We start from the raw sequence: 22527 nt of genomic DNA on the forward strand, positions 1-22527 counted from the left end.
ATGGGCAGCCTGGCCCTGCCGGGATGGCTGCGCGAGGTCCGCCTCGGCGGCGACGTCGCGCTCGCGCTCGGCGTCGCGGTGCTGCTGGCGGTGCTGGTGGTGCCGCTGCCGACGCTGCTGCTCGACGCCGCGCTCGCCATCTCCATCACCCTCTCCATCCTGGTGCTGATGGTCGCGCTGTTCCTGCAGCGGCCACTGGATTTCACCGCCTTCCCGCAGGTGCTGCTGCTCAGCACCCTGCTGCGCCTCGCCCTCAATGTCGCCACCACCCGCAACATCCTCACGCATGGGCATGAGGGGCCGCATTCGGCCGGCCAGGTGGTCGCCGCCTTCGGCGGCTTCCTCATGGGCGGCGACGTGCTGGTCGGCCTGATCGTTTTCGCCATCCTGCTGGTGGTGAACTTCATGGTCGTCACCAAGGGCTCGGGCCGCATCGCCGAGGTGGCGGCGCGCTTCAGCCTGGACGCCATGCCCGGCAAGCAGATGGCGATCGATGCCGATCTCTCCTCCGGCCTGATCGACGAGACGGAGGCCCGCCGCCGCCGCCGCGAGCTGGAGGAGGAGAGCGCCTTCCACGGCGCCATGGACGGCGCGGCCAAGTTCGTGCGCGGCGACGCCATCGCCGGCCTCGTCATCACCGCCATCAACCTCGTCGGTGGCCTCGGCATCGCCGTGCTGCGCCAGGGCCTCGGCATCGCCGAGGCGGCCGCCACCTTCTCCATGCTGACGGTCGGCGACGGGCTGGTCAGCCAGATCCCGGCGCTGCTGATCTCGGTCGCGGCCGGCATCGTGGTGACCAAGGGCGGCGGCGAGGAACGGGCCGACCAGGTGCTCGGCCGTCAGCTCGGCGGCGGCTGGAAGCCGATGGCGCTGGCAAGCGGCGCCGCGCTGGTCATGGCGCTGCTGCCGGGCATGCCGCTGATCCCCTTCCTGGCATTGGCCGGCGCCGCCGGCGCCACGGCCTGGACGCGGCGCGAGGCAGCGCGGCGCGGGGCCGCCGGCCCGGCCGAGGCGCCGGCCGCGGCCGCGGCCGAGCCGCCGGTCTCGGATTCGCTGCGGCTCGATCTGCTGCGGCTCGAGCTCGGCTACGGGCTGCTCTCGCTGGCCGCCGGCGAGGCGCCGCGGCTGACCGAGCAGATCAAGGCGCTGCGCCGGTCCATGGCGCAGGAGATGGGCTTCGTCCTGCCTTCCGTCCGCATCCAGGACAATCTCGAGCTGCCGCCCGACACCTACATCATCCGGATCAAGGAGATCGAGGCGGGGCGCGGCCAGCTCCGCCCGCCGCTGCAACTCGCCATCGATCCCGCGGGCGGCGTGCCGGCCATGGCCGGGGAGCGGACGACCGAGCCGAGCTTCGGCCTGCCCGCCCTCTGGATCGAGGAGGCGCTGCGCGACGAGGCGCTGGCCCGCGGCTGCACCGTCGTCGACTGCGCCGGCGTGCTGGCGACGCATCTGACCGAGGTGGTGCGCGACACCATGCCCGAGCTGCTCTCCTTCGCCGAGACGCAGAAGCTGCTCGACGAGCTGCCGCAGGAGCACCGCAAGCTGGTCTCCGAGCTCATACCCTCGCAGATCAGCACCAGCGGGCTGCAACGCATCCTGCAGGCGCTGCTGGCCGAGCGGGTCTCGATCCGCGACCTGCCGACCATCCTCGAGGGCGTCCAGGAGGCGGTGGCCGGCGGCAACCGTGGCATGGCCGGCATCCTCGCCGTGGTGCGGATGCGCCTCGCCCGGCAGCTCTCGGAAGCGGCGCGCGGCCCGGGCGGCTATGTCCCGCTCATCGCCCTCTCGCCGGACTGGGAGATCGCCTTCGCCGAGAGCCTGGCCGGCCCGCCGGAGGAGCGGCAGCTCACCATGGCGCCGTCGCGGCTGCAGGAGTTCATGCACCGGCTGCGCGAGGTCTTCGACGCCGCGGCGCATGCCGGCGAGTCGCCGGTGCTGGTCTGCTCGGGGCAGATCCGCGCCCATGTGCGGGCGATCGTCGAGCGGTTCCGCCCGGCGACGACCGTGCTGAGCCAGGCGGAGATCCATCCGCGCGCCCGCATCCGCACGGTCGGGAGCATCTAGCGCATGCGGCTCCGCCTCTTCCGCGCCCCGAGGATGGCCGAGGCGATGGCGCAGGTGCGCGCCACCCTCGGCGAGGAGGCGGTGATCCTCGAGACCCGCCGCGTCGCCGGCGGGGTGGAGGTGACGGCAGCGCTGGCCGGGCCGGCCGAGGCGGCGGCGGAGCCGGAACCCTGGCTCATCCCGCCGACGCCGCTCCCTGCCCCGCCGCCTGCCTCCCTACCCATCCCCTGGCCCCCTTCCTCGCCGCCCGCCGCGGCGGAGGCCGGGCTCGCGCGGCTGCTGGCGCGGCACAACCTGCCGCCGGCGCTCGGTGCCCGGCTCGCTGCCGGTGCCAGCCTGGAGACGGAGCTCGGCGCTTGCCTCGGCTTCGCCAGCCTGCCGAATGCGACGGCGCGCCCGCTGCTGCTGGCGGGACCGCCCGGCGCCGGCAAGACGCTCACCTGCGCCAAGCTGGCGGCGCGGGCGGTGCTCGCCGGCCAGGCGCCACTGGTGATCACGACCGATGGCCAGCGGGCCGGCGCGGCGGAACAGATGGCCGCCTTCACCCGCGTGCTCGGCCTGACGCTCGCCGTCGCGCCGCAGCCGGGCATGCTGGTCAAGGCGCTGGCGCGGCGGCAGCCCGGGCAGCCGGTGCTGATCGACACGGCGGGGTGCGACCCCTTCGATCCTGCCCAGGCGGCGGCGCTGCTCGGCCTCGCCCGCGCCGCCGACGCCAGCCTGCTGCTGGTGCTGCCGGCCGGGCTCGACCCGGCGGAGGCGGCGGAGACGGCCCGCGCCTTCCTGGCCCTCGGCGCCCGCCACCTGCTGCCGACCCGACTCGACGCCGCGCGGCGCCTCGGCGGGGTGCTGGCCGGCGCGGCGGCGGGCCTCGCCCTGACGGAGGCGGGCATCGGGCCGGACCCGGCCGGCGATCTGGTGCCGGTCGATCCCGCCTGGCTCGCGGCGCGGCTGCGGCGCGCCATGCATGCGGAGGAGGTGACATGATGCAGGCAGCCGAGGAGACCGGGTCGCTGCCGGAAGGCCGCCGCGCCGCCGCGCCACGCCTGGTCGCCATCGCCTCCGGCAAGGGCGGCGTCGGCAAGACCTGCCTGGCGATCGGCCTCGCCCAGGCGCTGGCGCAGGGCGGGCGGCGCGTGCTGCTGGTCGATGCCGATCTCGGCCTGGCCAATGTCGATGTGCAGCTCGGCCTCGCCCCCGGGGCCGATCTCACCGCGGTGCTGGCCGGCCGGATGAGCGCGGCCGAGGCGGCGACGCGGCACCCGGCGGGCTTCGCCGTCCTGCCTGGCCGCTCCGGCTCGGGCGCCCTGGCCGGCCTCGACCCGGCCCTGTTCGCGCGGCTGGAGGCGGCGCTCGGCGAGGCCAGGGCGGGGTTCGACCTGGTGCTGCTCGATCTGGGCGCCGGGCTCGACGCCGCGGTGCGGCGCCTCGCCGCCCTCGCCGATCTGCTGCTCGTCGTGGCGACCGAGGAGCCGACCAGCCTGACCGATGCCTATGCCGTGGTGAAGCTGCACCGGCGCGACCGGCCGGGCGGCGCTGCCCGCCTCGTGGTGAACCAGGCAGCGGATCGCGCCGCCGGGGAGCGAACCTGGCGCACCCTCGACCAGGCCTGCAGCCGCTTCCTCGGCGCCGGCCTGCCGCTGGCCGGGGTGGTGCGGCGCGATGCGCGGGTGCCGGAGGCGATCCGGCGGCAAGTGCCCCTGCTGACCCGCCATCCGGGCTGCGCTGCGGCGCTGGACATCGCGCAGCTGGCGAAAGTCCTGGCACCGTGACCACAGTTTTCCTCGTTTTGCAGGCGCGAAAGGAATTGCGTTGCGCTTTCGTGCGTTCCGGGGAGTATGTCGCCCCATTCCCACTTGCCCTCGGGCGGGCGCCCTCCTGCCCCGCCCCGGAGTTGTCGATGACGTTCCGCCGCCTTCTCCTGGCCGCTACCCTGGTTGTGGCGCCGTTCGTCGCCGCCTGGGCGCAGCCCGTGGAGGGACTCTATCTGGGCGCCGGTGCCGCCCTCTCCCTCACGCCCGATCTCAACGACCATGGGGTGCGGCTCAACACGCAGTCGCCCGGGCCCGGCGGCGTGCTCTCGCTCGGCTGGGGCTTCGGCAATGGCTGGCGGGCGGAGATCGAGGGCAATTACCGCTCGGAGCAGGTCGACCACATCAACCTGAACGGCCTCAGGGTCGGCAATTCGGGCAGCTATGACCGCTACGGCGTGATGGCGAACCTGCTTTTCGATTTCGACCTGTCCGGCTTCGGCATCGCCCCGAGCACCTACCAGCCCTATCTCGGCCTCGGCGGCGGCTATGTCTGGAACGACATCCGCAAGGCGAGGCTGCAGCTCGGCGGCAGCAGCTTCCGGATCGACGACACCGACCCGCAGCTCGCCTACCAGGCCATCGTCGGCGGGGCCATCGGCCTCGGCAGCATGGTGCCCGGCCTATCGCTGACGGCGGAATACCGCTTCCTCGGCACGCTCGATCCGAAATTCGCCATCACCCGCACCAGCGGGCCGGCGGTGCCGAGCGTCCCCGGCAATTTCGAGCCCGGCAACGTCAACCACTCCGTCCTGCTCGGCCTGCGCTATGCCTTCAACCCGCCTCCGGCCGCAGCCGCGGCGCCGGCCCCGGCGCCCGCCGCTCCGGTGGAGACGACCCGCACCTACCTGATCTTCTTCGATTGGGACCGCGCCGACCTCACCGAACGGGCCCGGCAGATCATCACCGATGCAGCGGGCGCCGCGCGGCGGGTGCAGACCACCCGGATCGAGGTGGCTGGCCATGCCGACCGCTCCGGCACGCCGCAATACAACCAGCGCCTGTCGCAGCGGCGCGCCGAGGTGGTCGCCAACGAGCTGGTGCGGCAGGGCATCCAGCGCGAGGAGATCGAGGTCACCGCCTTCGGCGAGACCAAGCCGCTGGTGCCGACCGCCGACGGGGTGCGCGAGCCGCAGAACCGCCGGGTCGAGATCGTCCTGCGCTGAGTGGGGGCGCCGAGGGGGGATGAGGCCGCCCCGCAGCGGCCTTGCTCAGCCCAGCACGCGGGGCTCAGCCCAGCACGCGGCCGGCCACAGCATCCAGCTTCGCCAACAGCGCCGGATCGCGCATCTCGGGCGCGGTGATGATGGCGTGGTCGAGCGCCCGGTCGCAGCCGGCAGGGCACGGGCCGCGCGGCGCGCCGAGGGCCGGAACCACCGCCCGCACCAGCGCCCTGGCCTTGTCGGCATTGCCGAGCAGGACCTTCACCACCTGATCGACCGTGACATGGTCGTGCTCCGGGTGCCAGCAGTCGAAATCCGTCACCATGGCGACGGTCGCGTAGCAGAGCTCTGCCTCCCGGGCGAGCTTCGCCTCCGGCATGTTGGTCATGCCGATGACGCTGCAGCCCCATTGCCGGTACAGCTCGCTCTCCGCCTTGGTGCTGAACTGCGGACCCTCCATGACGAGATAGGTGCCACCGCGCGTCACCGGCAGGGCGAGGCCGCGCGCCGCCGTCTCGAGCGCATCGCCGAGGCGCGGGCAGACCGGATGCGCCACCGAGACATGCGCCACGCAGCCGGTGCCGAAGAAGCTCTTCTGCCGCGCGAAGGTGCGGTCGATGAACTGGTCGACGATGACGAAATGCCCGGGCGGCAGGTCCTCGCGCAGCGAGCCGACGGCGGAGAGGGAGAGGATCTCGGTGCAACCGGCGCGCTTCAGCGCATCGATATTGGCGCGGTAGTTCAGCTCGGAGGGCGGTGTCGGATGGCCGCGGCCGTGGCGCGGCAGGAAGACGCAGCGCACGCCCTCCAGCCGGCCGAAGAGCAGCGCGTCCGAGGGCGCGCCCCAGGGCGTCTCCACCCGCCGCCACTCCCGCTCCTCCAGCCCGTCGATGTCGTAGAGGCCGGAGCCGCCGATCAGGCCGATGACGGGGGTGACGAGGTCGGACATGGCAGGGGTCTCCGGCTGGGGATGCCGATCGGGGAATGGTGAGGGTTTAGAGCAGATCGCCTTCAGAGGGAGTCATCCGAGCGCGTGCCGATGCTCGGGAAACACCAAACCGGCGCCTTGGCCGTGATCCGACAGGAGGCGGATCGCGCAAGGGTGGGATGCCCCAGGATGACCATCCCGCCATCGATGCCGCGGCGACACCCACGTCAACGATCAACAATGTTTGCGGCGGCATGGGCATGGCATGATCGCGGCGAGTCGCACCGCGGCGGGACCGCAACCGAGGAGTGTCCGCTTGCCCCGTATCCTCTGCCTCGCCGTGCTGCTGATGCCGCTGCTCGGCGCCTGCGACCGGCCGCCGGCGCCGATTCCCGATCGTGGGCTGCAGCGCGGCACCGCATTGCCCCCGCCCGGCCTCACCCCGCCGGCCCGCTGACGCCCCGCAGGGGCCACCGGACGCCTGCGGCCATTCCGCCGGCGACCGCCCCTGCATCCGCGGACGGGCGCCGCGGCCCGGAATTGCCGAGGGCCGCACGAGGCGGCCCTGCGTCATGCCCGAAGCAGCTGCGCACAGCGCCTATCAAAACCGCCGCTGCCCGTTGTCCTGCCGCGGCAGGCTGTGATGGTTCTTGGGCAGGAGGCGACTCTCTGAGGTCCCCGCAAAGCCACGACGCGGCTTTGCGGGGGCATCCTCAGTGCACGTCCGCCCAGACCTTGCGCTTCACCGCATAGGCAAGGCCGCCGAGGATGACCAGGAAGAGGACCATCTTCACGCCCATCGCCTTGCGCTGCTCGAGCTCCGGCTCGGCCGCCCAGGTGAGGAACTGCGCCACATCCTCCACCATCTGCTCGACGGTGGGCTTGGTGCCATCGGTGTACTCGACCTGGCCCTCGGCGCTGAGCGGTTGCGCCATGGCGATCTGATGGCCGGGGAAATACTTGTTGTAGTTCATCCCCGGCATCAGGGTGACGCCGGCCGGCGGGTCCTCATAGCCGGTCAGCAGGGCGTGGACGTATTGCGCGCCCCCCTCGCGGGCCTTGGTGATGAGCGAGAGATCCGGCGGCAGGGCGCCGTTGTTCGCCGCCCGCGCCGCCTGCTCGTTCGGGAAGGGGCTATGGAAGCGGTCCGAGGGCCGGCCCGGCCGCTCGAACATCTCGCCCTCGTCGTTCGGGCCGTCCTTCACCTGCACGGTTGCCGCGATGCCGCGCACCTGCGCCTCGGAGAGGCCGAGCTCCCGCAGGTTGCGGTAGGAGAGCAGGTGCATCGAGTGGCAGTTCGAGCAGACCTCCTTGTAGACCTGGAAGCCGCGCTGGGCCGAGGCCCGGTCGAAATGCCCGAACAGCCCGTCGAAGGAGAAGTTGACATGCGGCAGGGCTGTCTCCCCACCCGCGGCGCGGGCCGGGAGGGCGCCGAGGCCGGCGCCGGCGAGCAGGCCAGCGGCGACCGCGATGGCCTTGAGGGTAGCCTTCACCGGCATCACGCCTTCTCCATGGGCTTGCTCATCGCCCCGGCCGGCAGCGGCCCGCCGCCGCGGAGCACGGGCCGCGCGATGCTTTCCGGCAGCGGCAGCGGCCGCTCCAGCCGGCCGAGCAGCGGCAGGATCACGAGGAAGTAGAGGAAGTAATAGGCCGACGCCACGCGGGCGATGGTGACGAAGGGCTCCTCCGGCGGCTTGCCGCCGCAATAGAGCAGCACGAAGAAGGCGATCAGCCAGAGGAAGAGGAAGATCCGCGCCACCGGCCGGAAGCGCATGGAGCGCACCGGCGAGGTGTCGAGCCAGGGCAGGACGAAGAGGATGGCGATCGAGCCGAACATCAGCGCCACGCCGCCGAGCTTGTCCGGCACCGCCCGCAGGATGGCGTAGAAGGGCAGGAAGTACCATTCCGGCACGATATGCGCGGGCGTCACCAGCGGGTTGGCCGGGATGTAGTTGTCCGGGTGCCCGAGCATGTTCGGGAAGAAGAAGACCAGGATGGCGAAGACCGCGAAATAGGCGACCAGGCCGACGCTGTCCTTGGCGGTGTAGTAGGGGTGGAAGGGCACCGTGTCCTGCGGCCCCTTCGGGTCGATCCCGAGCGGGTTGTTGGAGCCCGTGATGTGCAGCGCCGCGACGTGCAGGAAGACGACGCCGAAGATCACGAAGGGCAGCAGGTAGTGCAGGCTGAAGAAGCGGTTCAGCGTCGGGTTGTCGACCGAGAAGCCGCCCCAGAGCCAGGTCACGATGTCCGGGCCGACCAGTGGCAGGGCGCTGAAGAGGTTGGTGATGACCGTCGCGCCCCAGAAGGACATCTGGCCCCAGGGCAGCACGTAGCCCATGAAGGCGGTGGCCATCATCAGCAGGAAGATGACGACGCCGAGCATCCAGAGCAGCTCGCGCGGCGCCTTGTAGGAGCCGTAGTAGAGGCCGCGCCAGATGTGGATGTAGACGACGATGAAGAACATCGAGGCGCCGTTGGCGTGCACATAGCGCAGCAGCCAGCCGAAATTCACGTCGCGCATGATGCGCTCGACGCTGTCGAAGGCCATGCTGGTGTGCGGCGTGTAGTTCATCGCCAGGAAGACGCCGGTCGCGATCATGATCAACAGGTTGACCATGGCGAGGGCGCCGAAATTCCAGAAGTAGTTGAAGTTCCGGGGCGTCGGGAACGTCCCGTACTCCTTCTGCATCATCGAGATGATGGGCAGGCGCGCGTCGATCCAGCGGAGGACCGGATTGGCGACGTCGCTCTCGTGCAGTCCGCTTGCCATTGCCTGCTCCTCAGCCGATCCGGATCTTGGTGTCGGATTCGAAGGCGTAGTCCGGGATCGCCAGGTTGGTCGGCGCCGGCCCCTGCCGGATCCGCCCCGAGCTGTCATAGGCGCTGCCATGGCAGGGGCAGAACCAGCCGTCGAAGGGGCCCTTGGGATCGGTCGGCTTCTGGCCGAGCGGGACGCAGCCGAGATGCGTGCAGATGCCGACCATCACCAGCCATTCCGCCTTCTTCACCCGGCTCTGGTCGGTCTGCGGATCGCGGAGCTGGTCGAGCGGGACCGCGCGGGCCTCGTCGATCTCCTTCTGCGTGCGATGGCGGATGAAGATCGGCTTGCCGCGCCAGACCGCGGTGATGGCCGAGCCGACCGCGATCGGCGACAGGTCGACCTCGGTGGTCGAGAGGGCCAGCACGTCGCGGGCGGGGTTCATCGAGCTGATGAAGGGCCAGACCAGCGCACCGACACCCACGGCGGCGAAGGACGCTGTCACCAATTGCAGGAAGTCGCGCCGGGTCCCGCCATCCTCCGGCGCCGCCGGCGCCATACTATCGGCCATGCCTCTTCGTCCCTGATCTCGGCCACGGCCGTATCCCAGGGCGGGACCGGCGGGAACCGACATGCGTTCGGCGCTCGGGCTCTGCCGGTCCGGGCATGGCCGGGCCCGCGCTACCCTTACGCGCCGCGCCGCATATAAAGGGAGGCCATGCGGGGTGGCAATCCACCGGAACCGCAATAGAACCCCGCTGGCGCAGGAGGATGCCGTGACCGACGCCCCGGACCACGCCCCGGATTTCACCCCGGAGACCGCCTCCGCCGCCGCGGGCCCGGCCGGGCATCCCCTGGCCGGCCGGGCCCGTGCCTGGTTCGAGCGGCTGCGCGACGAGATCTGCGCCGCCTTCGAATCGATCGAGGATGCGCTGGTCCCGGGCCCCGGGGCCGACTCGCCGGACCTGCCGCCCCCCGGACGCTTCGAGTACCGCCCCTGGCAGCGGCCGGAGGGCGGCGGCGGCGTCATGGGCCTGATGCGCGGCCGGGTCTTCGAAAAGGTCCGGGTCAACGTCTCGACCGTGCATGGGGAGTTCTCGCCGCAATTCCGCCAGCAGATCCCGGGGGCGGAGGCCGATCCGCGCTTCTTCGCCACCGGCATCTCGCTGGTGGCGCATCTGCGCAGCCCGCGCGTGCCGGCGGCGCATTTCAACACCCGCTTCCTGGTGACCACCCGGCCCTGGTTCGGCGGCGGCGGCGACATCACGCCGATGGCGCTCGACGCCCCCGAATCGGTGGCGGACGCCGCCCGCTTCCACGCCGCCTTCCAGGCCGCCTGCGACCGCCACGACCCGGCCTACTACCCGCGCTTCAAGGCCTGGTGCGACGAATACTTCTTCCTGCCGCACCGGGGCGAAACCCGCGGCCTCGGCGGCATCTTCTTCGACTGGCTGGGCGACCGCACCCCCGGCCACGGGCTGGAGGCCGATTTCGCCTTCGTCCAGGATGTCGGCCGCGCCTTCCGCGACGTCTACCCGGCCATCATCCGGGACCGCATGCACGAGCCCTGGACGGCGGCGGAGCGCGAGCACCAGCTCATCCGCCGCGGCCGCTACGTGGAGTTCAACCTGCTGCACGACCGCGGCACGCTGTTCGGCCTGCGCACCGGGGGCAATGTGGACGCCATCCTGATGTCCATGCCGCCCGAGGCGAAATGGCCCTGAGGGCCGCGCCGCGGCGCAACCGGCGATACGGAGGAGACAAGGCATGAAGGCCGTCTGGTACGACCGCAACGGCGGGTCCGAGGTGCTGCACTACGGCGAGCTGCCGACCCCCTCCCCCGGCCCGGGCGAGGTGCTGGTCCGTCTCGCCACCTCGGGCGTGAACCCGTCCGACTGGAAGACGCGCCGCGGCTCCCGCCCCATGGCCTTCCCGCGCGTGGTGCCGCACAGCGACGGCGCCGGCACCATCGAGGCGGTCGGCGAGGGCGTCGGGCGCGGCCGCGTCGGCCAGCGGGTCTGGATCTGGAACGGCCAGTGGAAGCGCGCCTTCGGCACCGCGGCCGAGTACATCGCCCTCCCCGCCGACCAGGCCGTGCCGCTGCCCGAGCATGTCGCCTTCGATGCCGGCGCCTGCCTCGGCATCCCGGCCCTCACCGCCCTGCACGCCGTGCTGACCGATGGCGGCGTGACCGGCCAGGCGGTGCTGGTCACCGGCGGCGCCGGCTCGGTCGGCCATTACGCCATCCAGTTCGCCCGCCTCCTCGGCGCCGCGCAGGTGATCGCCACCGTCAGCTCCGAGGAGAAGGCGGCGCATGCCCTCGCCGCCGGGGCGGATGCCACGATCAACTACCGCAGCGAGGACGTGCCCGAACGGGTCGGCGCCCTCACCGGCGGTACCGGGGTGCAGCGGGTGGTCGATGTCGACCTCTCCTCGACCGCGCCGCTCCTGCCCGGCCTGCTGGCGCATGGCGGCCTCTGCGCCGCCTACGGGTCGAACGGGCCGGATGCGAAGATGCTCTTCGGCCCGGCCATCATGCGCGGGCTCGCGGTGCGCTGGTTCATCGTCTACGAGCTGACGCCGGCGCAGCGCCATCTCGCCGTGGAGACCCTGCAGGCTTGGCTGCGGGCCGACCTGGTGAAGCATGCCATCGCCGCCCGCGCCCCGCTCGCCGACTGTGCCCGGGCGCATGATGCGGTCGAGGCGGGGCGGCATATCGGCAACGTCGTGCTCGACTGCTGAGCGGGCCAGGGCGGCCGCGGGCGGCCGCGGGCTGGCGCCGCCGGCTGCCGCGTGCTTGACCGGCGGTGGAGAAGGAGACAGGCGCATGAGCGACCAGAAGCAGGGCACCGGGGCGACGGCGGAAGTCGGAAAGCTGGTGACGGTCCACTACACCGGCTGGCTCTACGATGCCGGGGCGCCGGAGACCAAGGGGCGGAAATTCGACAGCTCGCGCGACCGCAACGAGCCCTTCCAGTTCCAGCTCGGCGCCGGCGAGGTCATCGCCGGCTGGGACCAGGGCGTGGCGGGCATGCAGGTTGGCGGCCAGCGGCGGCTGACCATCCCGCCGGAGCTCGGCTACGGCGCCCGCGGCGCCGGCGGCGTCATTCCGCCCAACGCCACCCTGGTCTTCGACGTCGAGCTGCTCGGCGTCGAATAGGGCATCCGCAAGCCCGGCGGGGCGCCCGGCTCGGGCCGGACGCCACCGCTTGGCCGGGACAGGCGCCGCCGAGGGTCAGCCAGCGGCCCGGCGCGGCGCGGTTGCCCGCCGCCTCGGTCAGGCAAGCCGAGACCGGCGGCGTGCAGCCGCCGAACCGCGCGGCGGCCGGCGAATAGGCAGCGACCGGGCGAGGATGGACCCGTCGCCGCTCGCCTCGGCCTGCGCCATCGCCCGCCCCCTCTCCCGGCAGGCCGTCCCCTGACGGCCGGGTTGCCGCCTTGCAATGGAGTGCGCGTTTCGCGGCGCATCCCGGCCCGGGGATGGCCGGCGGCGGATTCCGCCGGCATCGTCGCGGCGCGGGGCGGCGAGGATCCGTCGCGTCCGCCCGCGCCGCCGCCCCGGATGGCCGAAGACCGGAACCCTGCATGCCCGCCCCTCAATCCCCGTCCGCCCTGACCCTGCCCGACAGCCCGCCCGGGACCGCCGCCGCCATGCCCCCGCCCGCCGCCCCGGCCGAGACGGCGCCGGCGCCGCGGCCAGGCTCGCCCTTCTTCGCCATCTTCCCCTCCATCGTCCTGCCGATGTTCCTGGCGATCGTCGACCAGACGATCGTCTCCACCGCCCTGCCGGCGATCGGCGGCGCGCTCGGCCAGGTGGAGCGGCTGTCCTGGATCGTCGTGGCCTATCTCGTCGCCAACACCATCGCCGCGCCGGTCTATGGGCGGCTCGGCGATGCCTTCGGCCGGCCGCGCCTGATGTTCGTGGCGCTCGGCCTCTTCCTCTTCGCCTCGGCGCTCTGCGCCATGGCGACCAGCGTCGAGATGCTGGCGGCCGCCCGGGTGCTGCAGGGCCTCGGCGGCGGCGGGCTGATGACCCTCTCCCAGGCCCTGGTCGGCGAGGCGGTGCCGCCGCGCGACCGCGGCCGCTACCAGGGCTACCTGGCCGGGGTGATGGTCTGCTCCAGCACCTTCGGGCCGGTCGCGGGCGGCTTCCTGACGCAGCATTTCGGCTGGCGCGCGGTCTTCCTGGTGAACCTGCCGCTCGGGTTGCTCGCGGGGCTGCTGCTGCTCCGCCTGCCGCGGCGAGGCGGCGGCGGCGGCAGCCTGCGCTTCGACCGGCTCGGCCTCGTCCTCTTCGTGCTCTTCGTCGCGCCCATGCTCCTCGCCCTCGAGGCGGTGCAACGCTTCGACCTGCGTTCCCTCCTCGTCGCGCTCGGCCTGGCCGCCCTCTCCCTCACCGCGCTGGTCCTGCTGCTGCGGCAGGAGAAGCGGGCGAGCGCGCCGCTGCTGCCGATCGCGCTGCTGCGCCAGGGGCCGATCTGGCGCGCCGACGCGATGGCGGCCTGCCACGGCGCGGCCCTGGTCTCGCTCTTCACCTTCCTGCCGATCTACCTGCATGTCGTGCGCGGCAGCTCCGCCGCCGAGACCGGGCTGCTGCTGCTGCCGCTCACCATCGCCATCGGCCTCAGCTCCCTGGTCACCGGCCAGCTCGTCAGCCGCACCGGGCGGACCGCGATCTTCCCCTCGCTCGGCCTCTGCCTCGCCACCGCGACGCTGCTCGGCCTCGGGCTCTGGGCCCCGCATCTCAGCACCCGGATGGTCGCCTTCGGCTTCGGGCTGAACGCCCTCGGCATGGGGACGGTGATGGGCGTCGTGCAGGTGACGGTGCAGAACGCCGCCGGGCCACGCATGCTCGGCGCCGCGGCGGGCTCGGTCCAGTTCTCCCGCTCGGTCGGGGCAGCGCTGGGCACGGCGCTGGTCGGCACGGTGCTCTTCGCCACGCTCACCCTGCAGGGCGGCGGCGCGGCCGCGTTCTTCGTCGATGTCATCCGGCACGGATCGGAGAGCCTGGCCGGCATCCCGCCCGAGACGCAGGCGCAGATGCAGGCCGATATCGCCCGCGCCTTCAGCTACGCCTTCCTCACCGTCGCCGGCTTCACCGGCTGCGGCGCCCTGCTCGCCTGGTCGATGCCGGCCCGGCGGATCTGACGGCCGGGCCTCCCGCCTACTCGGCCCGCAGCGCCTTGACGCGGGGATCGGCCGAGAGCTCGAGCAGGTCGATCTCCTCCTCGATGACATGGAAGGCGTCGTCGCCGATGGCGCCGGCCGAGCGGAGGGAGGCGAGGCGCTGGCGCTGCGCCGCCACCGCCTGGCGCTGCAACTGCCAGAGCGCCTCACCGCTGCCGCCCGCCGGACGCAGCCGGGCGACATATTCCTCGCGCAGCATGGCGGCGGCCTGGCCGGTCGGCGCATCCGCCAGGGCGGCGAGCGCCGCCTCGGCGGTCTCCCGCCGGGCCAGCGCCACCTCCCGCTCCACCGCCCCGTCATCCGGCAGGCAGAGCCGCTCCATCAGCCAGCGCAGCGTCAGCCCCTGCGCCACCAGCGTCGCCAGGGTGACGGCGAAGGCGGTGAGCAGGATCAGGTCGCGGAAGGGGAACTGCTCCGGCAGGGCGAGGGCGGCGGCCAGGGTGACGATGCCACGCATGCCGCACCAGGAGATGATGACGCCGCCCTGCCAGCTCGGCCGCTGCAGGGGCCGCCGCGACCGCGTCCCGAAGCGCCGGATCTTCCAGCGGATCACGGTGTTGTAGCCCATGACCCAGAAGACGCGGACGAGGATGACGGCGGCGCAGGCCGCCGCGGCGAAGCCGAGGTCGCGCCAGGTGCCGCCGTCCAGCCGGTGCAGGATGCCGCGGAGCTGCAGCCCGATCAGGATGAAGGCCAGCATGTTGAGCACGAAGACGGCGACATCCCACACCGCGTAGGAAGCGATGCGGTGCCGCGCATCCGAGCGCAGCGGGGCCAGGCGGGCGATGGCGATGGCATTCGCCACCGTGGCGATGATGGGTGAGACGCCGAGCCTCTCGGCGAGCAGCCAGAGCGCGAAGACGCCGAGGAATTGCAGCAGGATGGAGATCGCCGTTTCCTCGACGAGGTCGCTCAGGCGGAAATAGAGCCGGGCCCAGACCAGGCCGAGCGCCGCGCCGCCGCCGCAGGTCAGCAGCAGCGTCGGCAGGAGCTGGGAGGCGTCGAACGCTCCGGTCATCGCCGCCGCCACCGCGACCCGGTAGACCAGCAGGGCGGAGGCGTCGTTGAGCAGGCTCTCCCCCTCGAGGATCACCAGCACGCGGTGCGGCGGCCGGAGCTGGCGTAGCACCGCCGTCGCCGCCGAGGCATCGGGCGGGGCGACGATGGCCCCGAGCGCGATGGCCGCCGCCCAGGGAATCCCCGGCTCGATCCAGCGGGCCGTGGCGGCGACGGCGAAGGCGGTGCAGAGCACGCAGACCACCACCAGCCCCGTCACCGGCAGCCAATTGTCCCTGAGGTCGCGCGGCGAGGCGTCGTAAGCGGCATCCAGCAGGACCGGCGCGACGAAGAGGGCGAGCGCCAGCTCGGGATCCAGCGTCACCTCCGGCAGTCCCGGCACCACCGCGCCGAGCGTGCCGGCCAGCGCCATCAGCGCCGGATAGGGCGCCCGCAGCCGACGCGCCCCGAGGCTGAGCAGGGCGCCCGCGAGCAGCAGGGCGATGACGATCTCGAAGACGAGCATGCAGGCCTCCCGGACCTGGCCGCGCGATGGATCGGGCCGGCAACGCGCCGCCGGACCGGGCGCCGCCGGACCGGCCGGCGAGGGGCGACGCCGGTCCGGACGCGGCTTCCCCCTGCCACGGGCCGGTCATGGATGAGGCGGCATCCTGCACGCGACCGGCCCGGCCGCGCATCGGCCATCCGGGCAGGCGGCCGGCCGCGACGTGGCCAGGCACTCGCCCGGCCAGGGCATTGGCCGCTGCCCTGCGGTCGCGGCAAACGCTCCAGCTTCTTGTTGCCAGGACATCGTCACCCGACCAGGCGAGCCCGCCTGATCCGAATCCACACCCGACGACACAACCTATTGCAGGCTGCCCCAGCGCTCCGTCGCCGGCTCCGCCGCTGCCCAGCGCCAGCCCGTCTCCTGGCGGCAGAGGCTGGTGACGTACCAGCGGCGTGTCAGCCCCGCCCCCTCGCCATCCTCGACCGAGAACAGGATCTCGCGGCAGGTGGCGAGCGGCGTCTCGATCACCCGCAGCACCCGTACCTCGCCCTGCTCGTTGCCGATCGGCAGGGTATGGCGGACCTGCCAGGGCCGCGCCTCGCCGATCGGCGCCTCGCCGGCCGCGAGCGCGATCGCCTCCTGCTCCGAGGTGTGCCAGCGGCGGGTGAGGCGGCGCCATCCCCAATTGGCCACGGCATTGGTGCTGACGCCGATGGCGACGCCGAGGGCGGGATTGCCCGAGCCGGCCGCCGCGGCCGTGCCCGTCGCCGCGCCCAACAGGTCGCCGAAGGAGCTGCAGCCGCCGAGCAGGGCGGTGGCGAGCAGCAGGGCCGGCAGACGCAGGGCCGGTCGCCGCAGGAACCGGGCAGGAAGGCCGCTGGCGCCGGGCGCGGCCAGTGCCGGCACTCCCGGACGGTCCCTCATTGCAGCGAGCCCCAGCGCTCGGTGGCCGGCTCGGCCGAGGCCCATTTCCAGCGATCCCCGTCGCGACAGATCGCCGCCAGGTAGAAGGCCCGGGTCAGGTCCTTGCCGCTGCCCTCCTCGATCGAGAAGACGATCTCCTTGCAGTCCAGCGCCCCGGCGCTGATCACCCGGCTGACCGCGACCTGGCCCTGTTCGTTGGGCTCGACCGGAATGGTGTGGTTGGTCTTCCAGGCGGCGGTGCCGCCAACCGGCAGGGGCCCGGCCGCGGCGGCGATGCGGTCCTGCTCGGCCCGGTGGGTCCGGCGCTGGGCGTATTGCAGCCCGGCCCGGCCGAGCGCCTGCACACCGAGGCCGATGCCGGTGGTGACCGCGGGATCGGCGCCGACGCCGTCGGCGACGCTGGCACCGAGGATGCCCGCGACCGTCGAGGTGGTTTCCGTCAGCAGGGCCTGGCAGCCAGGCAGGAGGAGCAGGAGGGCCAGCAGCGCCGGGACCGGCGGCCGGGGAAGCGAGGCGGATCGCGGCATCGCCAGCGGCAACGCGGGTGGAGGGTGGTGGTTCGCTCCCGCGCGGCGCCTGCTTCCCCCCTGGCCGTCCCCCTGGCCTTCCTGGCTTTCCATTGCCCTCCCCCCTCCGATCGGCTAAGGCCCGCCGCAACGCCGGCACCCCTGGAGGCCGGCGCAGCCATGTCCGGGCCATGCTGGCCCGCACAGGCATTCTTCCCGAGCAAGCGGAGTTCGACCATGGTCCAGACAATCCGGATCGAGGCCGAGGCGCGCGAGCGGGCCGGTAAGGGGGCGGCGCGTGCGACCCGGCGTGAGGGGCTTGTCCCCGCAGTGATCTACGGCGCGAAGCAGGAGGCGACGCTGGTCGCCCTCGACCCGCGCGACGTGATGAAGGAGCTGCACAAGGGCGGCTGGCAGGGCCACCTGTACGAGGTGGCGGTGAAGGGCGGCGACACGGTCCGCACCCTGATGCGCGACGTGCAGTTCCACCCGGTGACCGACCGGCCCCTGCATGTCGATTTCCAGCGCGTCGCGCCGGGCACCCGCATCCGCGTCCGCGTGCCGGTGGCCTTCCTCAACGAGGAGAGCTGCCCCGGCCTGAAGGAGGGCGGCGTGCTGAACATCGTCCGCCGCGAGCTCGAGGTGCTGGCCGACCCGGACGCGGTGCCGGAGGCCTTCGAGATCGATCTCGCCGCGGCGACGATCGGCGATTCGCTCCGCTGGTCGGCGGTGAAGGACCGCTTCGGCACCCGCTCGGTGATCGACCGCGACTTCGTCGTCGCCACCATCGCCCCGCCGACGGTGGTCGAGGAGGTGGCGGCCCCGGCCGAGCCGGCGGCTCCGGCGGCGCCCGCGAAGGGCAAGGCCGCCCCGGCCAAGAAGAAGTAGGCGGGACGGGACCGGGCCATGCTGCTCTGGGTGGGATTGGGCAATCCCGAGCCCTCCCAGGCGCGGCATCGCCACAATATCGGCTTCATGGCGCTGGACGCGATCGCCCGGCGCCATGGCTTCTCCCCCTGGCGGCAGCGCTTCAAGGGGATGATCGCCGAGGGCCTGGTCGGGCGGCAGAAGATCCTCGCCCTCAAGCCGCTCACCTACATGAACGGCTCCGGCGAGGCGGTGCAGCCGGCCGCCGCCTTCCACAAGATCCCGCCCGAGGGCATCTGGGCCTTCCATGACGAGCTCGACCTGGCGCCAGGCAGGGTCCGGGTGAAGCGGGGCGGCGGCGCGGCCGGGCATAATGGCCTGCGCGACATCCAGCGGGCACTCGGCACGCCGGAGTTCTGGCGCGTGCGGCTCGGGATCGGGCATCCCGGCCATAAGGACCGCGTGACCGGCCATGTGCTCGGCAATTTCGCCAAGGCCGATGACTGGGTGGAGCCGCTGCTGGAGGCGGTTGCCGAGGCCGCGCCCTTGCTCGCCGAGGCGCGGCCGGAGGAGTTCATGACCAAAATCGCCTTCCTCACGCAGGAGACGCGGTGATGGAACCGGAAGACGTCGCCGACTTCGCCGCCGGCATGGGCGGCCCGGGGCCGGAGGATTTCGCCAATGGCGCCGCGGCGCTGGCCGCCGCCCTGGTGCGGGAGGCCGGCGCCCTCGCCGGCGCCGCCGCGGCGCTGCGCAACGCCGCGGCGGTGGTGCCGGGCGATCCGACGGGCGGCCCGCTCTCCGATATCCGCCGCCAGCGCGGGGCCATGGCGGCCTCGGGCGATGCGGCGATCCGGGCGGCGCTGCTGCTGGAGGCGGCGGAGGTGATCGGGCCCGGCGGCGAGGCCGCGGCGCTGGCCGAGCGCGTCGCCACCTCGGCGAAGCGGGCGGGCGTGCCGGCCGTGGCCCTGGTGCCGGCGTTGCGCGCGGCGGCGCTGGCGCCGGCGACCGACGATGGCGCCGCCCGCATCGCCGCGGCAAGCATCGCCGCCGCCCTCGTCGAGGCGTTGGCGCAGGAACGCTGAAAGGGCCCCGAGGGGGCGGCCGGAGGCTGGCGCGACAGGCGCCGCCCGGGCGCCTCCCACCGGGCCAGGCCGGGCGAGACCGCCCGGCCGGATCGATCTCAGGAGGTTGCCTTGGGCTTCAACTGCGGCATCGTCGGCCTGCCGAACGTGGGAAAATCCACGCTGTTCAACGCGCTGACCGAGACCGCGGCGGCGCAGGCGGCGAACTACCCCTTCTGCACCATCGAGCCCAATATCGGCCGCGTCGGCGTGCCCGACCCGCGGCTCGACATGCTGGCGCGCATCGGCAAGAGCCAGAAGACGGTCCCGACCAGCCTCGAATTCGTCGACATCGCCGGCCTGGTGCGGGGCGCCAGCAAGGGCGAGGGGCTGGGCAACCAGTTCCTCGCCAATATCCGCGAGGTCGATGCCATCGTGCATGTGCTGCGCTGCTTCGAGGATGGCGACGTCACCCATGTCGAAGGCAGCGTCGATCCGGTGCGCGATGCCGAGACGGTCGAGACCGAGCTCATGCTCGCCGATCTCGAGGGGCTGGAGAAGCGCGCCATCGGCCTCACCAAGCGCGCCCGCGGCGGCGACAAGGAAAGCCAGCAGCAACTCGCCCTGATCGAGCCCATTGTCAAGGCGCTGCAGGAGGGCCGGCCCGCCCGGACGGCGGTGCCGAAGGGCGAGGAGGCGGCGGCGGCGCGACTGCAGCTGCTGACCACCAAGCCCGTGCTCTATGTCTGCAACGTCGAGGAGGGCGCGGCCGCCACCGGCAATGCGCATTCCGAGCGGGTCTTCGCCATGGCCGAGCGCGAGGGCAACCGCGCGGTGGTCGTCTCGGCCGCCATCGAGGCCGAGATCAGCCAGATGCCGCAGGCCGATCGCGGCGAGTTCCTGGCCAGCCTCGGCCTCGAGGATAGCGGCCTCGACCGGGTGATCCGCGCCGGCTATGCGCTGCTCGGCCTGCAGACCTACTTCACCGTGGGGCCGAAGGAGGCGCGGGCCTGGACCATCACCCGCGGCACCCGGGCGCCGCAGGCCGCCGGCGTCATCCACGGCGATTTCGAGCGCGGCTTCATCGCCTGCGAATGCATCGCCTATGACGACTACATCGCCCTCGGCGGCGAGCAGGGCGCCAAGGAAGCCGGGAAGATGCGCGTCGAGGGCAAGGACTACCTGGTCCGCGACGGCGACATCCTGCTCTTCCGCTTCAATGTCTGAATCGTCCGGCCGGATGCGGGGCTGAGCGCCATGGAGGCTCTGCTCCGCTGGGTCCTCGGCGACACCACGATCGCTGGCCTGCCGCTCGCCTTCCTGCTCGGCACGCTGGTGGGCGCCGAGCGCGAATGGCAGCAGAGCAACGCCGCCGGCCTGCGGCCCTGCGTGCTGATCTGCGTCGCCGCGGCCGCCTTCGCCGACCTGATGGCGACGCGCGTCGAACCCTCCAATCTCGGCGCCGGCTTCGGCGCGGTGGCGACCGGGGTCGGCTTCCTCGGCGCGGGCGCCATCATGCGGGAGGGCGCGAATGTCCGCGGCCTCTCGACCGCCGCCACCATCTGGTGCGTCGCCGCCATCGGCGCCCAGGCCGGCGCGCAGGAGACGGTCGGCGCCATCTGGCTGACCATCCTCGTGCTGCTGATCAACCTGCTGCTGCGGCCCTTGCAGCGGCTGATCCGCCGCAAGCGCCCGGCCCAGCCCTCAGCGGACGACCGGGCGCTGGACGGTTGAGGCCGGCCCGCCCCCTCTCCCTCTCTCCCTGCGCCATCACGAGGGCGGTAGCCCTGCCGGGGCGGCTTCGCCCGCTGCGGGCTGGGTGCTTGGCTGCGGCATGACCGATGTCTGGGAAGATGCCCTGGCCGTCCTCCTCGCCTTCACCCTCGGCGCCGCCATCGGGGCCGAGCGGGAATGGCGGCGGCATCCGGGCGGGTTGCGCTCCTGCGCCCTGGTCGCCGGCGCGGCCTGCGTCTTCGCCCGGGTCGCGGTGAGCCATGGCGGCAGCAATCCCGGCGCCGCGCTGGGCTCCATCGCCACCGGGGTCGGCTTCCTCGGCGCCGGCGTCATCCTGCGCCGCGGCATGACGGTGCGCGGCCTCTCCACCGCCGCGACCTTCTGGGCGGTCGCCGCGGTCGGCACCGCCGCCGGGCTGCTCAAGCCCGGCCTGGCGCTGAGCCTGACCCTGCTGGTCTTCTTCGCGCATGTCCTGCTGCGCCGCCTGTCCTCCTGGATCGAGGACCGGGCCCCGCCTCCGGAGACGGGGCCGCGCTGAGGCGGGCCGCGCTCAACCGCCCTGCTTGGACATGATCACCGCATAGCTGCACAGGCCGTTGCGGTGCTCGCCGAGGAAGCGGCCATCGCTGAAGGTACCGCTGGTGGCGATGGTTCGGTCGAGGATGTCGGACACGCGCAGATCCCCGGCCTGCCCCACCGTGCCGGTCAGCACGTATCGCGTCCGCGGGTTCATCAGCAGCGTGGCGCGTCCCTTGGTCACGGTCAGCGTGCGATCGGCGCCCGGCGCCTGCGGGCAGGCGCGGGTGCGGTCAGGGTTCAGGGTGAACTTGCCGACATAGGTGCCGTCGAACTCGGTCACCGGCGGCGGCGCGCTCGCCTGCGCCGGGTGATCGGGCCGCGGCGCGTCGGCGGCCGGGATGACGGTCTCGTCGACGCAGGCCGCCAGGAGACACGGCGCCAGCAGCGCCGGGAACAGGGTACGGATGGTCATCGCAGTCTCCGTATGGCTGGGTGCGGGGGCGGCCACGGGTTCTCAGGCCGGCCCCTCCTCCTCCGGCGAGGTCCGTCGCGCGCCCTCCAGCAGCGCCTGCCGGCGCGCCTCGGCCCGTCGGTCATTCTCCTTCTCGACCGCGGTGCGGCCATGCCTGACCCGGTTGGCGGCGGCCTGCGTCGCGGCCTCCGCCTTCGCCCGGGCCTTCCGCATGCGGTTCAGGTTGACGACCTCGCCCATGGACGCAGGATAGCCGCGTGCAACCCGCGGGGAAACGCCATGAGCATCGAGCTGACCGCTGCCGACGGCCACACTCTCTCGGCCTATACCGCCGGCCCGCAGGATGCGCGGCGCGGCCTGGTCGTGGTGCAGGAGATCTTCGGCGTGAACCGGCACATGCGCCGGGTCTGCGACGACTTCGCCAGCCAGGGCTATGCGGTGGTCTGCCCCGCCCTGTTCGACCGGACGCAGCGGGGCGTCGAGCTCGGCTATGGGCCGGAGGACGTGACGCGCGGCCGCGACCTGCGCGGCACCATCGATCCCGGCAAGACCCTGCTCGACATCCTCGCCGCCGCCGCGGCGCTGCCCCCGGCGGCGAAGCGCGGCATCGTCGGCTATTGCTGGGGCGGCACCGTCGCCTGGCATGGGGCGACGCGCAGCAGCGCCTTCGCGGCCGCGGTCGGCTGGTATGGCGGCGGCATCGCCGCGGCGAGGGACGAGACGCCGAGCTGCCCGGTGCAGCTGCATTTCGGCGAGACCGACGCCTCCATCCCGCTCGCCGATGTCGAGGCGATCCGCCAGGCCCGGGCCGGCAAGACGCCGCCGGTCGAGATCTTCGTCTACCAGGGCGCCGGCCACGGCTTCGGCTGCGAGGAGCGCGGCAGCTACGTGGCGAAGGACGCGGCGCAGGCGCAGGAGCGGACGCTCGCCTTCTTCGCGCAGCATCTCTGATACGAACGGCCGTTGCTGGTGAACCAGCAACGGCCCCCATGGGCAGTCCCCTTGGCGCCGGGCGCAACCCTCCGG

At 72.9% G+C, this 22527-nt stretch carries 25 protein-coding genes; 16 read left to right on the top strand and 9 right to left on the bottom strand.

Going from position 1 to position 22527, the window contains the following annotated elements; all coding sequences use genetic code 11:
- The 4 genes from flhA (at nucleotide 1) to DOO78_RS12245 (ending at nucleotide 5041) form a co-directional block, all read left to right on the top strand.
- Entirely contained in the window at nucleotides 1-2067 is a 2067-nt protein-coding gene (flhA, locus tag DOO78_RS12230) for a flagellar biosynthesis protein FlhA (protein ID WP_111470049.1), read from the top strand.
- Between the two features lie 3 nt (nucleotides 2068-2070).
- Complete coding sequence (locus DOO78_RS28415; protein WP_111470050.1) at nucleotides 2071-3051, top strand: flagellar biosynthesis protein FlhF; 981 nt, start codon at nucleotides 2071-2073, stop codon at nucleotides 3049-3051.
- Complete coding sequence (locus DOO78_RS12240; RefSeq protein WP_111470129.1) at nucleotides 3051-3836, top strand: nucleotide-binding protein; 786 nt, start codon at nucleotides 3051-3053, stop codon at nucleotides 3834-3836. Before DOO78_RS28415 ends, DOO78_RS12240 begins: the two co-directional genes overlap by 1 nt.
- Nucleotides 3837-3964: 128 nt before the next feature.
- Entirely contained in the window at nucleotides 3965-5041 is a 1077-nt protein-coding gene (locus DOO78_RS12245) for an OmpA family protein (RefSeq protein WP_111470051.1), read from the top strand.
- A gap of 64 nt (nucleotides 5042-5105) precedes the next feature.
- Here the strand turns inward: DOO78_RS12245 and DOO78_RS12250 are convergent, their stop codons facing one another.
- Nucleotides 5106-5987, bottom strand: coding sequence for an S-methyl-5'-thioadenosine phosphorylase (locus tag DOO78_RS12250; protein WP_111470052.1), 882 nt, complete (start codon nucleotides 5985-5987; stop codon nucleotides 5106-5108).
- 295 nt (nucleotides 5988-6282) lie between these two features.
- Between DOO78_RS12250 and DOO78_RS27485 the strand changes: the two genes are divergently transcribed.
- On the top strand, nucleotides 6283-6423 hold the full coding sequence (locus DOO78_RS27485; RefSeq protein WP_165838863.1) for a hypothetical protein: 141 nt from the start codon (nucleotides 6283-6285) through the stop codon (nucleotides 6421-6423).
- Nucleotides 6424-6679: 256 nt separating this feature from the next.
- Here the strand turns inward: DOO78_RS27485 and DOO78_RS12255 are convergent, their stop codons facing one another.
- From DOO78_RS12255 to petA, 3 genes are read right to left on the bottom strand one after another with little or no spacing between them, the layout of a single operon-like run.
- Nucleotides 6680-7465, bottom strand: coding sequence for a cytochrome c1 (locus DOO78_RS12255; RefSeq protein WP_111470054.1), 786 nt, complete (start codon nucleotides 7463-7465; stop codon nucleotides 6680-6682).
- Entirely contained in the window at nucleotides 7465-8736 is a 1272-nt protein-coding gene (locus DOO78_RS12260; RefSeq protein ID WP_111470056.1) for a cytochrome b, read from the bottom strand. The genes DOO78_RS12255 and DOO78_RS12260 overlap by 1 nt, the downstream gene beginning before the upstream one ends.
- A gap of 10 nt (nucleotides 8737-8746) precedes the next feature.
- Complete coding sequence (gene petA / locus DOO78_RS12265; protein ID WP_111470057.1) at nucleotides 8747-9295, bottom strand: ubiquinol-cytochrome c reductase iron-sulfur subunit; 549 nt, start codon at nucleotides 9293-9295, stop codon at nucleotides 8747-8749.
- Nucleotides 9296-9578: 283 nt separating this feature from the next.
- Here petA and hemF point away from each other — a divergent pair, with 283 nt between their 5' ends.
- From hemF to DOO78_RS12285, 4 genes are all read left to right on the top strand, one after another.
- Nucleotides 9579-10448 (top strand): oxygen-dependent coproporphyrinogen oxidase, encoded by an 870-nt coding sequence (gene hemF, locus DOO78_RS12270; protein ID WP_243634525.1) that lies wholly within the window; start codon nucleotides 9579-9581, stop codon nucleotides 10446-10448.
- Between the two features lie 43 nt (nucleotides 10449-10491).
- Nucleotides 10492-11466 carry an NADPH:quinone reductase gene (locus DOO78_RS12275; RefSeq protein ID WP_111470061.1) on the top strand — a complete coding sequence of 325 codons (975 nt, stop codon included), beginning with the start codon at nucleotides 10492-10494 and terminating at the stop codon, nucleotides 11464-11466.
- An 85-nt stretch (nucleotides 11467-11551) separates the two neighbouring features.
- The gene (locus tag DOO78_RS12280; RefSeq protein WP_111470062.1) at nucleotides 11552-11884 is read left to right on the top strand and encodes an FKBP-type peptidyl-prolyl cis-trans isomerase; all 333 of its coding nucleotides are present in this window, start codon (nucleotides 11552-11554) and stop codon (nucleotides 11882-11884) included.
- A 491-nt stretch (nucleotides 11885-12375) separates the two neighbouring features.
- Nucleotides 12376-13872, top strand: coding sequence for an MFS transporter (locus DOO78_RS12285; RefSeq protein ID WP_111470064.1), 1497 nt, complete (start codon nucleotides 12376-12378; stop codon nucleotides 13870-13872).
- 16 nt (nucleotides 13873-13888) lie between these two features.
- On the opposite strand, the gene DOO78_RS12290 is transcribed toward DOO78_RS12285, so the two are convergent.
- The 3 genes from DOO78_RS12290 to DOO78_RS12300 form a co-directional block, all read right to left on the bottom strand.
- A complete protein-coding gene (locus DOO78_RS12290; protein ID WP_111470066.1) occupies nucleotides 13889-15433 on the bottom strand; it encodes a cation:proton antiporter in 1545 nt (514 codons plus the stop codon).
- Nucleotides 15434-15772: 339 nt separating this feature from the next.
- A complete protein-coding gene (locus DOO78_RS12295) occupies nucleotides 15773-16321 on the bottom strand; it encodes a hypothetical protein (protein WP_207802879.1) in 549 nt (182 codons plus the stop codon).
- Between the two features lie 14 nt (nucleotides 16322-16335).
- On the bottom strand, nucleotides 16336-16866 hold the full coding sequence (locus DOO78_RS12300) for a hypothetical protein (protein ID WP_111470131.1): 531 nt from the start codon (nucleotides 16864-16866) through the stop codon (nucleotides 16336-16338).
- Between the two features lie 216 nt (nucleotides 16867-17082).
- Here DOO78_RS12300 and DOO78_RS12305 point away from each other — a divergent pair, with 216 nt between their 5' ends.
- The 6 genes from DOO78_RS12305 to DOO78_RS12330 all read left to right on the top strand — a co-directional run bounded on the left by DOO78_RS12305 (nucleotide 17083) and on the right by DOO78_RS12330 (nucleotide 21048).
- Entirely contained in the window at nucleotides 17083-17733 is a 651-nt protein-coding gene (locus DOO78_RS12305; protein ID WP_111470068.1) for a 50S ribosomal protein L25/general stress protein Ctc, read from the top strand.
- Between the two features lie 18 nt (nucleotides 17734-17751).
- Complete coding sequence (pth, locus tag DOO78_RS12310; RefSeq protein WP_111470070.1) at nucleotides 17752-18327, top strand: aminoacyl-tRNA hydrolase; 576 nt, start codon at nucleotides 17752-17754, stop codon at nucleotides 18325-18327.
- Entirely contained in the window at nucleotides 18327-18797 is a 471-nt protein-coding gene (locus DOO78_RS12315; RefSeq protein ID WP_111470072.1) for a hypothetical protein, read from the top strand. Before pth ends, DOO78_RS12315 begins: the two co-directional genes overlap by 1 nt.
- Before the next feature lie 111 nt (nucleotides 18798-18908).
- Nucleotides 18909-20003, top strand: coding sequence for a redox-regulated ATPase YchF (ychF, locus tag DOO78_RS12320; protein ID WP_111470074.1), 1095 nt, complete (start codon nucleotides 18909-18911; stop codon nucleotides 20001-20003).
- Between the two features lie 30 nt (nucleotides 20004-20033).
- Nucleotides 20034-20510 (top strand): MgtC/SapB family protein, encoded by a 477-nt coding sequence (locus DOO78_RS12325; protein WP_111470075.1) that lies wholly within the window; start codon nucleotides 20034-20036, stop codon nucleotides 20508-20510.
- Nucleotides 20511-20610: 100 nt separating this feature from the next.
- A complete protein-coding gene (locus DOO78_RS12330) occupies nucleotides 20611-21048 on the top strand; it encodes an MgtC/SapB family protein (protein ID WP_111470076.1) in 438 nt (145 codons plus the stop codon).
- Nucleotides 21049-21060: 12 nt separating this feature from the next.
- Here the strand turns inward: DOO78_RS12330 and DOO78_RS12335 are convergent, their stop codons facing one another.
- Both DOO78_RS12335 and DOO78_RS12340 read right to left on the bottom strand, forming a co-directional pair.
- Nucleotides 21061-21501, bottom strand: a complete 441-nt coding sequence (locus tag DOO78_RS12335; protein ID WP_111470077.1) for a hypothetical protein — start codon at nucleotides 21499-21501, stop codon at nucleotides 21061-21063.
- Between the two features lie 42 nt (nucleotides 21502-21543).
- Nucleotides 21544-21741 (bottom strand): DUF4169 family protein, encoded by a 198-nt coding sequence (locus DOO78_RS12340; RefSeq protein WP_111470078.1) that lies wholly within the window; start codon nucleotides 21739-21741, stop codon nucleotides 21544-21546.
- Nucleotides 21742-21780: 39 nt separating this feature from the next.
- Here DOO78_RS12340 and DOO78_RS12345 point away from each other — a divergent pair, with 39 nt between their 5' ends.
- Entirely contained in the window at nucleotides 21781-22452 is a 672-nt protein-coding gene (locus tag DOO78_RS12345; RefSeq protein WP_111470079.1) for a dienelactone hydrolase family protein, read from the top strand.
- Nucleotides 22453-22527 lie beyond the last annotated feature (75 nt).

It is taken from the genome of Roseicella frigidaeris (genome assembly GCF_003258945.1).
GTDB classification, from domain to species: domain Bacteria; phylum Pseudomonadota; class Alphaproteobacteria; order Acetobacterales; family Acetobacteraceae; genus Paracraurococcus; species Paracraurococcus frigidaeris.